15 protein-coding genes and 1 pseudogene are annotated in these 13,754 nt (G+C 74.6%); 11 read left to right on the top strand and 5 right to left on the bottom strand.

Annotation, left to right across the window (positions count from 1 at the left end; genetic code table 11):
* Positions 1–107 precede the first annotated feature (107 nt).
* On the bottom strand, positions 108–884 hold the full coding sequence (locus ACI79P_RS11550; RefSeq protein ID WP_456581190.1) for an IclR family transcriptional regulator: 777 nt from the start codon (positions 882–884) through the stop codon (positions 108–110).
* 68 nt (positions 885–952) lie between these two features.
* Here ACI79P_RS11550 and pcaH point away from each other — a divergent pair, with 68 nt between their 5' ends.
* Genes pcaH through pcaC form a run of 5 tightly spaced genes read left to right on the top strand, consistent with a single transcriptional unit; the run spans position 953 to position 4,907 of the window.
* Entirely contained in the window at positions 953–1,699 is a 747-nt protein-coding gene (gene pcaH / locus ACI79P_RS11555; RefSeq protein WP_456581191.1) for a protocatechuate 3,4-dioxygenase subunit beta, read from the top strand.
* Positions 1,696–2,349 carry a protocatechuate 3,4-dioxygenase subunit alpha gene (gene pcaG / locus ACI79P_RS11560; RefSeq protein WP_456581192.1) on the top strand — a complete coding sequence of 218 codons (654 nt, stop codon included), beginning with the start codon at positions 1,696–1,698 and terminating at the stop codon, positions 2,347–2,349. The genes pcaH and pcaG overlap by 4 nt, the downstream gene beginning before the upstream one ends.
* A 37-nt stretch (positions 2,350–2,386) precedes the next feature.
* Complete coding sequence (pcaB, locus tag ACI79P_RS11565; protein WP_456581193.1) at positions 2,387–3,712, top strand: 3-carboxy-cis,cis-muconate cycloisomerase; 1,326 nt, start codon at positions 2,387–2,389, stop codon at positions 3,710–3,712.
* A complete protein-coding gene (gene pcaD / locus ACI79P_RS11570) occupies positions 3,709–4,506 on the top strand; it encodes a 3-oxoadipate enol-lactonase (RefSeq protein ID WP_456581194.1) in 798 nt (265 codons plus the stop codon). Before pcaB ends, pcaD begins: the two co-directional genes overlap by 4 nt.
* Complete coding sequence (pcaC, locus tag ACI79P_RS11575) at positions 4,503–4,907, top strand: 4-carboxymuconolactone decarboxylase (RefSeq protein ID WP_456581195.1); 405 nt, start codon at positions 4,503–4,505, stop codon at positions 4,905–4,907. Before pcaD ends, pcaC begins: the two co-directional genes overlap by 4 nt.
* 25 nt (positions 4,908–4,932) lie before the next feature.
* Here the strand turns inward: pcaC and ACI79P_RS11580 are convergent, their stop codons facing one another.
* The 4 genes from ACI79P_RS11580 to ACI79P_RS11595 form a co-directional block, all read right to left on the bottom strand.
* Positions 4,933–5,391, bottom strand: coding sequence for a MaoC family dehydratase (locus tag ACI79P_RS11580; RefSeq protein WP_456581196.1), 459 nt, complete (start codon positions 5,389–5,391; stop codon positions 4,933–4,935).
* A complete protein-coding gene (locus ACI79P_RS11585) occupies positions 5,388–6,935 on the bottom strand; it encodes an acyl-CoA synthetase (RefSeq protein ID WP_456581197.1) in 1,548 nt (515 codons plus the stop codon). Before ACI79P_RS11585 ends, ACI79P_RS11580 begins: the two co-directional genes overlap by 4 nt.
* Positions 6,928–7,797 (bottom strand): amidohydrolase family protein, encoded by an 870-nt coding sequence (locus ACI79P_RS11590; protein WP_456581267.1) that lies wholly within the window; start codon positions 7,795–7,797, stop codon positions 6,928–6,930. The genes ACI79P_RS11585 and ACI79P_RS11590 overlap by 8 nt, the downstream gene beginning before the upstream one ends.
* A 74-nt stretch (positions 7,798–7,871) precedes the next feature.
* A complete protein-coding gene (locus ACI79P_RS11595; RefSeq protein WP_456581198.1) occupies positions 7,872–8,795 on the bottom strand; it encodes an SDR family oxidoreductase in 924 nt (307 codons plus the stop codon).
* 81 nt (positions 8,796–8,876) lie between these two features.
* On the opposite strand from ACI79P_RS11595, the gene ACI79P_RS11600 reads away from it, so the two are divergent.
* The 6 genes and pseudogenes from ACI79P_RS11600 (at position 8,877) to ACI79P_RS11625 (ending at position 13,724) form a co-directional block, all read left to right on the top strand.
* The gene (locus ACI79P_RS11600) at positions 8,877–9,335 is read left to right on the top strand and encodes a MarR family winged helix-turn-helix transcriptional regulator (protein ID WP_456581199.1); all 459 of its coding nucleotides are present in this window, start codon (positions 8,877–8,879) and stop codon (positions 9,333–9,335) included.
* 122 nt (positions 9,336–9,457) lie between these two features.
* A complete protein-coding gene (locus tag ACI79P_RS11605; protein ID WP_456581200.1) occupies positions 9,458–10,438 on the top strand; it encodes an ABC transporter substrate-binding protein in 981 nt (326 codons plus the stop codon).
* 146 nt (positions 10,439–10,584) lie between these two features.
* A complete protein-coding gene (locus tag ACI79P_RS11610; RefSeq protein WP_456581201.1) occupies positions 10,585–11,670 on the top strand; it encodes a Rieske 2Fe-2S domain-containing protein in 1,086 nt (361 codons plus the stop codon).
* Positions 11,671–11,678: 8 nt separating this feature from the next.
* Complete coding sequence (locus ACI79P_RS11615; RefSeq protein ID WP_456581202.1) at positions 11,679–11,966, top strand: hypothetical protein; 288 nt, start codon at positions 11,679–11,681, stop codon at positions 11,964–11,966.
* 37 nt (positions 11,967–12,003) lie between these two features.
* Positions 12,004–12,948, top strand: a pseudogene (locus tag ACI79P_RS11620) (PDR/VanB family oxidoreductase); the annotation flags it as partial.
* A gap of 26 nt (positions 12,949–12,974) precedes the next feature.
* A complete protein-coding gene (locus ACI79P_RS11625; protein WP_456581268.1) occupies positions 12,975–13,724 on the top strand; it encodes an IclR family transcriptional regulator in 750 nt (249 codons plus the stop codon).
* Positions 13,725–13,754 lie beyond the last annotated feature (30 nt).

Here is a 13,754-nt window from a genome sequence, read left to right on the forward strand (position 1 = left end):
CGCTCGACGGATCGGCGAGACGTCGCCGGGCGGTTGCAGCATCCTCCCCGGGCAGTGCGGCCGGTGGAAGCGCGCCGTCGAGGGGGCGTCGCCGCCACCACCCCGGCTCAGTGGAACTCCTGGGAGCGGGCCAGCTCCCGGCCGATGCCGCGCGCCGCCATCTCCAGCACCGGGACCAGCCGGGCGAGCTCGCGTCGGTGGGGCGGCACGACGATGCCCAGCGCGGCGACGGCCAGCGGCCCGCCCGCCCGCTCCACCTGGACCGGGACCGCGAGGGACGCGGCTCCGAGGGACATCTCCTGGCAGGTGCGCGCGTAGCGCCGCCGCCGGATCTCGGTCAGCTCGCGGGCGAGCAGGGCGGGGTCGGTGACGGTGTGCCGGGTGACCGGGCGCAGCCCGCGCAGCACCTGGTCGACGACGTCGTCGGGGGCCGCGGCCAGCAGCACCTTCCCCACGCCGGTGGCGTGGAGGGGGAGCCGGCTGCCGACCTGGCTGACCACCGGGACCGACTCCCGGCCCGAGACCCGGTCGACGTAGAGCGCGCAGAGCCCCTCGCGGACGGCCAGGTGCACGGTGTCCCGGATGGTCGTGTGCAGGTCGAGGAGGAACGGCGCGGCGACCTGGCGCAGCTCGAGCTGCACCGGGGCCAGGAGCCCGAGGTCCCAGAGCTTCCGCCCGATCTCGTAGCGGCCGTCGGGGCGCCGGATGAGGGCCCCCCAGCCGGTCAGCTCGCCGAGGAGCCGGTGCGCGGTGGTCAGCGGCGTGCCCGACCGCTCGGCGATCTCGGAGAGGGACAGCCGCGGGGTGCCGCTGTCGAATGCGTCGAGGATGCCCAGCGCCCGGGACGTGACCGACCGTCCCGGGCTGGCGCTGCGACCGGCCATGCTCGCCTCTCCCGTCCAGTGGAAGCCTGGGGTTGGGAGCGTAGCCGGGCGGTCGTACGGTCCCGGCCATGACCGGGACCACCTCCACCGGCGGCCTGCACCTGCCGCGGTACCACCGGGAGGACGCCGCGCTGCGCACCCCCGTGGGCTTCCCCGACTACCGCAGCACCGCCCTGCGTGCGCCCCTGCGGACCCCGGTGGACCTGCCGCACCGGCTCACCGAGATCACCGGGCCCGTGCTGGGCGAGGACCGCGTCCTGCCGCACGACGCCGACCTGACGCTGCGCAACGGCGGAGAGGCCGTCGGGCAGCGGATCCTCGTGCACGGCCGGGTGCTCGACAGCGACGGCCGCCCGGTGCCCGGTGCGCTGGTGGAGGTCTGGCAGGCCAACGCCGCCGGGCGCTACCGGCACGTCGTCGACAACTGGCCGGCGCCGCTGGACGCGCACTTCGACGGCCTGGGCCGGGTGGTCACCGACAGCCTGGGCCGGTACGAGTTCCTGACGGTCAAGCCCGGCGCCTACCCGTGGGGGAACCACCACAACGCCTGGCGGCCGGCGCACATCCACTTCAGCCTGTTCGGCCGCGCCTTCACCCAGCGGTTGGTGACCCAGATGTACTTCCCGGACGACCCGCTGTTCGGCCAGGACCCGATCTACAACGCGATCCCGGCCGCCGCGCGCCACCGCGCGATCAGCCGCTTCTCGCTGGAGCGGACCCAGGACAACTGGGCGCTGGCGTTCGAGTGGGACATCGTGCTCCGCGGGGCGGACCAGACGCCGTTCGAGACCGACGACGACGGAGATGTGGCGTGACCGTGAACCCCCTGGAGGTCCCGCCGGACCCGCCCACCCCCTTCCAGCCGCGCTCGGGGCAGCGCGGCAGCGGCTTCCTCACCGGGCCGTTCCGGCTGGGCACCACCCCGAGCGCGACCGTCGGCCCCTACCTCTCCATCGGCCTCACCTGGCCCGACGGCGAGTGGGCCGCCGAGGAGGGCACCGCGGGCGCCTTCTGGATCCGCGGCCGTATCCTCGACGGCGCCGGTGACGTGGTCCCGGACGCGATGGTGGAGACCTGGCAGGCCGATCCGGACGGCGGCTTCCCCTCGCCCGAGGACCCGCGCGGGGCGTCGTCCTACCCCGGTTTCCGTGGCTACGCCCGGGCCCAGACGCTGACCGGCGAGTTCGCCGTCCACACCCTCAAGCCCGGCCGGGTGCCCGACGGCGAGGGCGGCCTGCAGGCCCCGCACATCGACGTCTCGGTCTTCGCCCGCGGCATCCTGGACCGCGTCGTCACCCGCATCTACTTCGCCGACGAGGCGGAGGCCAACGCCGAGGACGCGGTGCTGCGGGCGCTGCCCGACGACGCCGCCCGGCAGACCCTGCTCGCCACCCCGTCCGGGGACGGCTACCGCTTCGACATCCACCTGCAGGGCGAGCGCGAGACGGTGTTCTTCGCCGTATGAACCTCCCCGCGCGCGGCCGAGGCGGTAGGAACGGGACGTGACCGGTCTCTTCAGCGCGACCTTCGCCCGCGGCGGCGCGGCGACCGCCGTCTCCGATGCCGCCTGGTTCGACGCGCTGCTCGACGTCGAGGCCGCCCTGGCGCGCGCCGCCGCGGCGACCGGCCTGGTGCCCGCGACCGCCGCCGACGCCGTCACCCGGGTCTGCGCCGAACCGGCGGCGCTCGACCTGGCCACGGTGGTGGCGCAGTCCGCGGACGCGGGGAACCCGGTGCCGCCGCTGGTGCGCGTGCTGCGCGCGGCGGTGGGGGAGCGCGACGCCGTCGCGGTCCACGTCGGCGCCACCAGCCAGGACGTCGTCGACACCGCGCTGGTCCTGCTGGCCCGCCGGGCGATCGCCGCGATCGACCGCGACCTGGTGCTCGCCGCCGAGGCCGCCGCCCGGTTGGCCCGCGCCCACCGCGACCACGTCGTCATGGGCCGCACCCTGATGCAGCAGGCGCTGCCCACGACCTTCGGGCTCAAGGCCGCCGGGTGGCTCGGGGGGCTGGACGGCGCCCGGCTGCGGCTGGCCGAGGTGGTGGCCTCGCTGCCGGTGCAGTACGGCGGCGCCGTCGGCACGCTGGCCGCCAGCGACGGCTCCGGCACCGCGCTCCGCGCCGCCCTGGCCGCCGAGCTCGGGCTGGTCGCCACCGCCGCGCCGTGGCACACGGTGCGGCTGCCGATCGCCGACCTGGCCGGCGCGCTCGGGGCCACCGCCGGGGTGCTGGCGACCGTCGCCGTCGACGTCGTGCTGCTGGCCCAGACCGAGGTCGCCGAGGTCGCCGAGACGGGGGCCGGCCGGGGCGGCTCGTCGGCCATGCCCCACAAGCGCAACCCCGTCGCCGCCATCTCCGCCCGCGCCTGCGCCCGGCGCGCACCGGGGCTCGTGGCCACCCTGCTGGGCGCCATGGAGCAGGAGCACGAGCGCGCCGCCGGCGCCTGGCACAGCGAGTGGCCGGCTCTCACCGACCTGCTGTCGACCGTCGGCTCGGCCGCGGCCTGGCTGGTCGAGAGCCTCGACGGCCTGCGCCCCGACCCCGCCCGCATGGCGGCCACGGTGGCCGCGGCCCGCGACCCGGAGCTGGCGGGCGCGCTCGCCGACGCGCTGACCCCGTCGCTCGGCCGGGACGCGGCGCACGACGAGGCCGCGGCCGCCGTCCGGGAGGCCGCGGCCACCGGGCGACCGCTGGCCGACGTGGTCGCCGGCCGCGACGACGTCGACCTCGCCGACCTGCTCGGCGCCCGCCCCGACGTCGGCGAGGCGGCCGCGCAGGTCGACGCCGTGCTCGCCGAGCACGCCCACCTGACCGGAGGAACCCGATGAGCCCCGTCCCCGTCTCCCACTCCGTCGCCGGCCCCGCGGACGCACCCCTGGTCGTCCTCTCCAACTCCCTCGGCGCCACCCGGGCGATGTGGGACCCGCAGGTGCCGCCGCTGGCCGAGCGGTTCCGCGTGGTGACCTACGACGGCCGCGGGCACGGGGAGTCGCCCGCGCCCGCCGGCCCGTACACCCTCGACGACCTGGTCGACGACGTCCTGGCGCTCATGGACCGGCTCGGGGCGGAGCGGGCGCACGTCGCCGGTGTGTCGCTGGGTGGGATGGTCGGGATGCGGCTGGCGGCGCGCGCGCCGGACCGGGTCGGGTGCCTGGCGGTGATGTTCAGCTCGGCGAAGACCGACCCGCAGGGTTTCCTCGACCGGGCGGCGCAGGCCCGTGCCGAGGGGACGGCCACCTTCGCCCCGACCGTCGTCTCCCGCTGGCTCACCCCGGGCTTCGCCGCGGAGCACCCCGACCTGGTCGCCCGGCTCGAGGCGATGGTCGCCGGCGCCGACGACGAGGGCTACGCCGCCTGCGCCGAGGTGGTGGCGGGCATCGACCTGCGCGACGACCTGCGCCGGATCACCGCGCCCACGCTCGTGGTCTCCGGCGTGCAGGACCCGGCCCTCCCGCCCCCGCACCAGGAGCTGATCGCCGAGGGCATCGCCGGAGCGGAGCTGCTGGTGCTCGACCCGGCCGCCCACCTGGGCAACCTGGAGCGCGCGCTGGAGGTCACCGGCGCGCTGCTCGGCCACTTCGACGCGGCAGGCCTCTCGAACCCCGGCGGAGGCACCCGGTGAGCGAGCTGCCCGACACCGACGACGCCCGCCGCGAGGCCGGCATGCGCACCCGCCGCGAGGTGCTCGGCGACGCCCACGTCGATCGCGCCGTCGCCGGCACGACGCCGTTCACCGCCGGGTTCCAGGACTTCATCACCCGGGTCGCCTGGGGCGACGTGTGGCAGCGGCCCGAGCTCTCCCGGCGCGACCGCAGCCTGATGACGCTGTCGATCACCATCGCGCTGCGCCACTGGGAGGAGTTCGCCCTGCACGTGCGCGCCGCGGTGAACAACGGGCTGACCGACGAGGAGATCGGCGCGGTCATCCAGCACGCCGCCGTCTACGCCGGCGTGCCCGCCGCCAACCACGCGTTCAAGGTCGCCGGGCCGATCCTCGCGGAGCTGCGGGGCGACCCCGCCTGATCGCCGTGCCGCGGGGACCGGACGGTCAGCCGCCGTACATCCGGAAGACCGGCTCGGCGATGCAGACGGGCTTGGCCCCGCCCTCGGCCTCGATGACCGCCGCCACCGTGACCTGGAGCCCGCCGGTGACCTCCTCGACGTCCTTCAGCGTCGCGGTCAGCCGGATCCTCGAGCCGACCGGCACGGGAGACGGGAACCGGACCTTGTTGAGCCCGTAGTTCACGCCCATCGTCGCGTCGGTGACGGTGAGCACCTCCGACCACATCGGGATGAGCAGCGACAGGGTCAGGTAGCCGTGGCCGATCGGGCCACCGAAGGGGCTCTCGGCCGTGGCGCGCTCGACGTCGACGTGGATCCACTGGTGGTCGCCGGTGGCGTCGGCGAAGGTGTTGACACGCTCCTGGGTCACCTCGATCCAGGAGCTCTGCCCGAGCTCCTGGCCCCTCAGCGACGGCAGTTCGGCCAGCGTGGTGGTCGTGCTCATGCGGTGGTCTCCTCGGTGTGGATGTATCGGGCCCGCAGATCCGGCTTGCGCACCTTGCCGGTGGCGGTCTTGGGGAGCTCGTCGGCGAACTCGACCAGCCGGGGCACCTTGAAGCCGGCCAGGCGCTCGCGCAGGGCGGTGCGGACGACGTCCCCGTCGTGCTCGACGCCGGGGGCGACCACCAGGACGGCGAGGCAGGCCTCGCCCCACTTCTCGTCCGGGACGCCGATGACGGCGGCCTCGAGCACGCCGGGCAGTTCGAGCAGGGCGGACTCGACCTCGGCCGGGTAGATGTTCTCGCCGCCGGAGATGATCATGTCCTTGTAGCGGTCGCGGATGTACAGGAAGCCCTCGGCGTCGACCGAGCCGGCGTCGCCGGTCCGGTACCAGCCGTCGACGAGCACCTCGGCCGTCCTCTCCGGGTCCCGCCAGTAGCCGGCCATGACGTTGGGCCCCTGGACGACGACCTCGCCCACCTCGTCCACTGCGGCCTCCGTGCCGTCGGCCCGCAGCACCCGCACGTCGGTGAAGAAGACCCGCTTGCCGGCCGAGCCGACCTTGCGGACGGCGTCCGCCGAGTCCAGGACGGTGCACCCGGGGGCGGCCTCGGTCATGCCGTAGGCCTGCTGCATCGTCACGCCGCGGTCCAGCCAGGTCCGCAGGGTGGGCAGGGGGAGGGGCGCACCGGCGGCGCCGATGGTGCGCAGGGCGGAGAGATCGCGGGTGGCGAACTCCGGGAGCCAGGCCATCGCGTCGAGCATCGTGGGGACGGCGAAGAACGAGTTGATCCGCTGCTCCTCGATGACCCGCAGCGTCTCGGCCGGGTCGAAGCCGCGCACGACCACTGCGCACCCACCTCTGAGCAGCGTCGGGTTGACGGTGCCGTTGAGCCCGCCGATGTGGAACAGCGGGGCGAGGGCCAGCGTGCGCTCGTGCTGCCCGAAGTCGAAACCGAGCAGCTGGTTGACGCCGTTCCAGGTCATGTTGCCGTGGGTGAGCACCGCCCCCTTGGGACGGCCGGTCGTCCCCGAGGTGTACATGATCAGGCAGGGGTCGTCGAGCGTCACCGGCAGGTCCCGGGCGTCCGCGTCGGCCTCGGCGAGCAGCTCCTCGTACGGCCGGGAGCCGGCCCCGCCGGCGGCCGGGGGCTCGGCCGCCAGCCAGTGCCGGACGCCGGGCAGCCGGTCGCGCAGCGCGTCGGCGAGGGCGCCGTGGTCCCGGCCGTGCACGACGACGCTCGCGCCGGAGTGGCCCAGCACGTACTCCGCCTCCGGAGCGGCGAGCCGGGCGTTGACCGGCACCCAGACGGCGCCCAGCTGACCGCAGGCGTAGAGCGTCTCCAGCGCGGAGGGGTGGTTCCCGCCGGTCCACGCGACCCGGTCGCCCGATCCGACGCCGAGCCCCGCCAGCGCACCGGCGGTGCGGCGCACGCGGTCGGCGAACCCTGCGTGCGAGGTCGTCGTCCCCTCGAACCAGAGGGCGTCGCGGTCGGGGGAGATGCGCAGCCGGCGCTCCGGCCAGGAGCCGAGCCCGGCGTTACGCACGGTCCAGCCCGAGAGCGCGGACGGCGTTGTCCTTCATGATCAGCGGCTTCACCTCGTCGCGGATCTCGAGCATCTCGAAGTCCCTCATCCAGCGCTCGGGCCGCAGCAGCGGGTAGTCCGATCCGAAGAGCACCTTCGTCTTGAGCAGCGTGTTGGCGGCCCGGACCAGCTGGGGCGGGAAGTACTTCGGGGACCAGCCGGACAGGTCGATGTAGACGTTCGCCTTGTGCTGGGCGACGGCGATCGCGGAGTCCTGCCAGGGCACCGAGGGGTGGGCCATGATGATCGTCAGACCCGGGAAGTCGGCGGCGACGTCGTCGAGCAGCATCGGGTCGGAGTAGCGCAGCTTGATCCCGCGGCCGCCCGGCAGCCCGGAACCGATGCCGGTCTGGCCCGTGTGGAACAGCGCCGGGACGCCCAGACCCTGCAGCTCCTCGTAGAGCGGGTAGACGGCCCGGTCGTTCGGGAGGAAGTCCATCAGGCTGGGGTGGAACTTGAACCCGCGGACGCCGTGCTGCTCGACCAGCCGCCGGGCCGCCCGGATGCCGGCGACGCCGCGGTGCGGGTCGATCGAGCCGAACGGGATGAGCACGTCGGGGTGCTCGGCAGCGGCCTCGGCGATCTCCTCGTTGGACAGGGCCGTGTGCCCGGTGGCCGCCTCGGCGTCGACGGTGAAGATGACCGCGGCCATCTTCCTGCGCCGGTAGTCGGCCGCGATGTCGGCCACGGTGGGGTCGTAGGGATCGCCCTTGAAGTACGTCGCCGCGGCGGCGTTGAGCTCGTCGTCCAGGGCCAGGTGGCCGTGGGAGTCGGCGTGCACGTGGACGTGCACGTCGATCGCCACCAGGGCGTCGAGGTCCAGGTGCGACGTCACTCTGCTCATCGGCTCGGCTCCGGGTCGCTCCGCTCCTCGGTCGCTGGCGCTCCCTGCGATGCTCACTCCGCCATCGCCTTCGTCGGGGGCTCCGGGAACTCCTGGCCGACCCTCTGCTGGGAACCGGCGAACGCCCCGGGCCACACGCCGGCGACGGCGTCGGCCGACCAGCCGGTGCCGTCGGCGAACTCCACCACGACCTCGCGCGGGTGGCTCCACAGCGCCAGCCGGTCGCCGCCGATGCCGACCACCTGGCCGGTGATGCCGGCCGCCGCGTCGGAGGCGAGGAAGGCGACCACCCCCGCGGCGTCCTCCGGCGGCCCGAGGCTGAGCTCGCGCCGGCCGTACTCGGCCAGGGGCCCGCCGGTCCGCATGGCGTGGATGTAGGGCTCGAGGAAGGGCGCTGTCTCGGTCATCGCCGTGATGGCCACCGGGACGATCGCGTTGACGGTGATCTCCGCGCGGGCCAGTTCCATGGCCCAGGTCCGCACCATGCCGACGATCCCGGCCTTGGCCGCGGCGTAGTTGGTCTGCCCGAAGTTGCCGACCTGGCCGGTGGGGGAGCCGACGCAGACGATCCGGCCGCCCTCACCCTGCTCGCGCATCCGGACGGCCGCGGCCCGGGTGCAGGTGAAGGTCCCGCGGAGGTGGGTGCCGATGACCGCGTCGAAGTCCTCGTCGCTCATCTTCCAGAGCGTGCTGTCCCGCAGGATGCCGGCGTTGTTGACCAGGACGTCGAGCCGGCCGAACGCCGACACCGCCCGGTCGACCAGCGCCTGCGCGGCCTCGCTGGTGCCCACGGGCACCACCTCGGCCACGGCCGTGCCCCCGGCGTCGGTGATGGTCCTGACCGCGGCCTCGGCGACGGCGGCGTCGACGTCGTTGACCACGACGGCGGCACCGGCGCGGGCGAGCTCGGTGGCGTAGGCCAGCCCGAGACCCCGTCCGCTTCCGGTGACGATGGCTACCTTGCCGGACAGGTCCACGGGACTCCCTTGATCGGGGGACGGTCAGCTGGTGCGCGACGCTAGGCGGATATCGTGGAGGATGCCAACGATGGAGGAGACATGGACGCCCACACCACCACAGGCGCGCTGACCGACGACGTCGGCTTCCTGCTGTCCCGCGCCAGCGGGCTGTTCGTGCGGGCCAGCAACACCGCCCTGGCGTCCTACGGCCTCCGGGTCCGCTCGTACTCGGTCCTGCTGCTCGCCTGCGCCTCCGACGACGGGATGTCGCAGCGCGACCTGGCCGGCGTCCTGGGCCTCGACCCCAGCCAGGTGGTCCTGCTCGTGGACGAGCTGGCGGAGTCCGGCCTGGTCGAGCGGCGGCCGTCGGGCACCGACCGGCGGACCAAGCTGGTGGTCGGCACCGCCGCCGGTCGCGAGCTGCGCGCAGCCGCCGTCGTGGACGTCGATGCCGCGGTGGCCGTCCAGCTGGCCGATCTGACGGCCACCGAGCAGTACCTGCTGCGGGATCTCCTCGGTCGCCTGGTGCGCACCGGCAGCGGTGGCGCCGTCGGCTGACCCGCCGCCGGCCGGGCGGCCGGCTGCCACCCGGCGGAAGGGGGTGGCCAGGCGTCGCTGTGACGTGCATCATGCCGTCTGTCAATCGTTGACGACCTCACCGAATCCCGGGAGCCGCCATCATGCGCCGCTGGATCCCCACCCTCCTCGCCTCGACGCTCGTGCTCGCCGCCTGCGGCGGGGACGACTCGGACGCCTCCCCGTCGGCCGGTGCCGCCACCGACGGTGGAGGACCCCGACAGGTCACCGTCGGGATGCTGCCGATCCTCCCCACCGCCGCGCTCTACGCCGGCATCGAGGAGGGCTTCTTCGCCGACCGCGGGATCGAGGTCACCGTCGAGACCGGTCAGGGCGGTGCGGCCCTGCTGCCTGCGGTCATGGGCGGTCAGATCGACTTCGCGACGAGCAACCCGGTCTCGCTGCTCCAGGCGCGGGGGCAGGGTCTGGACGTCCGCGTGATCGCCCACTGGACCTCCGCCCTGTCCGAGGGCGACGCCGACGTCAACGGTGTGGTGGCCGCCGCCGGGTCGGGCATCGAGTCCGCCGCCGACCTCGAGGGGAGGACCGTCGCGGTGAACACGCTCAGCGGGATGGGCGGGCTGACCATCCGCGAGGCGGTGCGCCAGGACGGCGGTGACCCCGACGCGGTGGAGTTCGTCGAGCTGCCCTTCCCGGACATGCCCGCCGCCCTGGAGGGCGGCAACGTCGACGCGGTGTGGGTGCCCGAGCCGTTCTTGAGCAGCCTGCAGGCCGGCGGCAACGTCGTCGCCACCTACTCGAGCGCGGAGTCGGTGCAGGGCCACCCGACCCAGCTGTTCTTCACCTCCGGCGAGCTCGTCGAGTCCGACCCCCAGCTCGTCGAGGACTTCACCGCCGCGATCGAGGAGACGCTCGAGTTCGCCGAGGAGAACCCCGACGCCGTCAAGGACCAGATCTCCGAGGTGCTGCCGCAGCTGCCGCCGGAGGTCGCCGAGCAGGTGCGCCTGGAGGAGTTCGGCACCGACCTGCGGCGGGATGAGCTCGGGCAGCTCGGGGAGCTGATGGTCGAGGACGGCCTCCTCGAGGACGACGCCGACCTGGACGGGTTGCTCCCGGAGGGGTGATGCGGGCGTCGCGGGCCCGTCGGCGACTCCGGCGGGCCTGCCGCGACCGCGGCGGACGAACCTTCCACGTGGCGGAAGAGTGCTGTCGGGCGATGGGTGACGGCGGTCACGCTCGGACCACGCCGGATCGAGGAGGAGCAGGACGCATGACGTCGATCGTTCGGAACCAGTGGTACGTGGCCGCCTACGGGCGCGAGGTCGGGAGGGAGCTGTTCAGCCGGACGATCTGCGGCGAGTCGATCCTGTTCTGGCGGACCGAGGCCGGTGAGGTCACCGCGATGAGCGACCGCTGCGTGCACCGCCGGTTCCCGCTCTCGCAGCAGCCCAGCCACCTGGTGGGCGACACGGTGGTGTGCGGCTACCACGGCTTCACCTACGGGGCGGACGGCGTCTGCGTCGCCGTCCCCGGCCAGACCCGGGTGCCGCGCACCGCGCGGCTGAAGAGCTACCCCGTGGTCGAGCAGGACAGCTTCGTCTGGGTCTTCATCGGCGACCCGGACCGGGCGGAGACCACCCGGATCCCGCGGGCGCCGTGGCTGGACATGGAGGGCTGGACGACGGTGTCCGGGATGGAGCCGCTCGCCGCCCGGGCCAGCCTCCTGGTGGACAACCTCATGGACCTCTCCCACGAGACCTACCTGCACGGCGGATACATCGGCACCCCCGAGGTGGCCGAGACGCCGATCACCACCGAGGTCGACGACGACGCCGGCATTGTCTACGTCAGCCGGCACATGGCCGACGCCGCCTGCCCGCCGTTCTACGCGAAGAGCACCGGCATCGAGGGGCGGATCACCCGCTGGCAGGACATCGAGTTCACCCCGCCCTGCCTGTACAAGCTGCACAGCCGGATCGCGCCGGTCGGCGTCCTGCCGAACGACGACGGGAGCGACCCCGACGCCTTCCACGTCGAGGTGGTCTACGCGATCACGCCGGAGACGGAGCACTCGACGCACGACTTCTGGGCCGTCGCCCGCGACTTCGCCCTCGACGACCAGGGTGTGTCGGACTTCCTCGCCGAGAACAACCGGACCGTCGTCCTGCAGGACGTCGTCGCCCTCGACGTGCTCGAGCAGGTGCTGACCGGCGAGGCCGACGGCTACCAGGAGCTCTCGATCAACATCGACACCGGCGGGCTGGCCGCCCGGCGCCTCATCGCCCGGCTGGCCGCGGAGGCCGACGGCCCCGCCGCCGCCCCGGCCGCCCCGGCCCCCGCCGCGGCCGGCCGGTGACCCCCGGCGTGTCCCTCCCGCCGCCTCGGCACGTCCTCGAGGGCGAGCGGGTGCTGCGGGTGAACTGGCTGCCCGGCTCCGACCGCCTGCGCGGGCGGTGCCACTGCGGCGCGGAGACCGAGGCCGAGGACCCGGTGCGGATGTGGGAGTGGCTGCTCGCCCATCCCGACCACCCCGCAGGGGGGCCGGACATCCCGGAACCGCCCGTCGACCTGCCGCCCCCGCCCGCGCACGTGGTCACCGACCCGGCGGTCCTTCGGGCCCGGGAGCGGACCCGCATCCCCGTCCTGGCCTAGCGAGAAGGAGCTGCTCCCGGTGCACAGCACCCACGACGAGGTCGAGCTGCGGCTGCGCGTCGACCGGCGGACGACGGGCGCGGAAGGCGTCGTGGTCCTCGACCTCCGCGCCGCCGACGGGCGCGACCTGCCGGCCTGGTCGGCCGGCGCGCACGTCGACCTCTGCCTGCCGGGCGGGCTGACCCGCCAGTACTCGCTCTGCGGTGACGCGGCGGACCGATCGGTCTGGCGGATCGCCGTGCTGCGCGAGCCGGAGAGCGGGGGCGGGTCCGCGCACGTGCACGACGCCCTCGTCGAGGGGGCCGAGGTCGAGGTGCGCGGTCCCCGCAACCACTTCCCGCTGGTACCGGCCCCGCGGTACGTCTTCGTCGCCGGCGGCATCGGCATCACGCCGATCCTGCCCATGGTCGACGCCGCCGAGGCGGCCGGCGCCGAGTGGGAGCTCCACTACGGCGGCCGCAGCCGGCGGTCGATGGCCTTCCTGGAGGCGCTCGAGGAGGCGACCGGCTCCCGGGTCACCCTGCACCCGCAGGACGAGGTCGGCCTGATCGACCTCGACGCGCTGCTCGCCGTGCCGCGGCCCGGGACCGTGGTCTACTGCTGCGGGCCCGAGCCGCTGCTGGCCGCGGTCGAGCAGCGCTGCCGGCAGTGGCCCGAAGGGTCGCTGCACCTGGAGCGGTTCGCCCCGAAGGACGTCGGCGAACCGGTGCTCACCGACGCCTTCGAGGTGGAGCTGGCCGTCAGCGGGCTGGCGCTCACCGTGCCCCCGGGGAAGTCTGTCCTCGAGGTGGTCGAGGAGGCCGGGGTGAGCGTGCTCTCCTCGTGTCAGGAGGGAACGTGCGGAACCTGCGAGACGACGGTCCTCTCCGGCGCGGTGGATCACCGGGACTCGCTGCTGACGCCGGCGGAGCAGGCGGCCAACGACACGATGTTCATCTGCGTGTCCCGGGCGGCCTGCCCGAAGCTGGTGCTGGAGCTCTGACCGGCTCGCGGACCGCCGGAGGGAAGCTGCTCGCCGTCCTCGGCGCGTTCTCCCGGGACCGGCCGGCGCTGACGCTGTCGGACATCTCCCGGGCCGTCGGTGTGCCGTTGTCCACCGCCCACCGGCTGGTGGGGGAGCTGTGCGCGTGGGGTGCGCTCGAGCGGGCGGACGACGGCCGGTACCGGGTGGGCCTGCGCGTCTGGGAGCTGGGGGCGCTCGCGCCACGCGGCCTGGGCCTGCGGGAGGCCGCGCTGCCGTTCATGGAAGACCTGTACGAGGTGACCCACGAGAACGTGCAGCTGGCCGTCCGGGACGGCGTGGAGGTCGTCTTCGTCGAGCGGTTCGCCGCACGCAACGCCGTCGCCGTCCTCACTCAGGTGGGCGGCCGCTTCCCGCTGCCGCCGACCGGGGTCGGGCTCGTGCTGCTCGCGCACGCCCCCGCCGACGTGCAGGAGCGGGTGCTCGCCGGCCCGCTGCACCGGTACACCTCGCACACCGTCACCGACCCCCGCCAGCTGCGCCGGGTCCTCGCCGAGGTGCGCCGCGCCGGCGTGGCGGTGAGCGACCGGCAGGTGACCACCGACGCGGTGTCCGTGGCCGCCCCGATCGAGGTGCGCGGGACCGTCGTGGCGGCGCTGTCGATCGTGGTCCGCGGCAACTCGCCGGCCGCCGTCCGCACCCTGACCCCGGGGGTGCGCGCGGCCGCCCGCGGCATCTCGCGCACCCTGGACCGTGCTGCGGACCCGACCGGGCCCGGCGGGCGACCGGTGCCCTGACCCGGGGGCGCCGGCCGGCGGCCGGCGCCC

Source organism: Blastococcus sp. SYSU DS0510 (assembly GCF_054050835.1).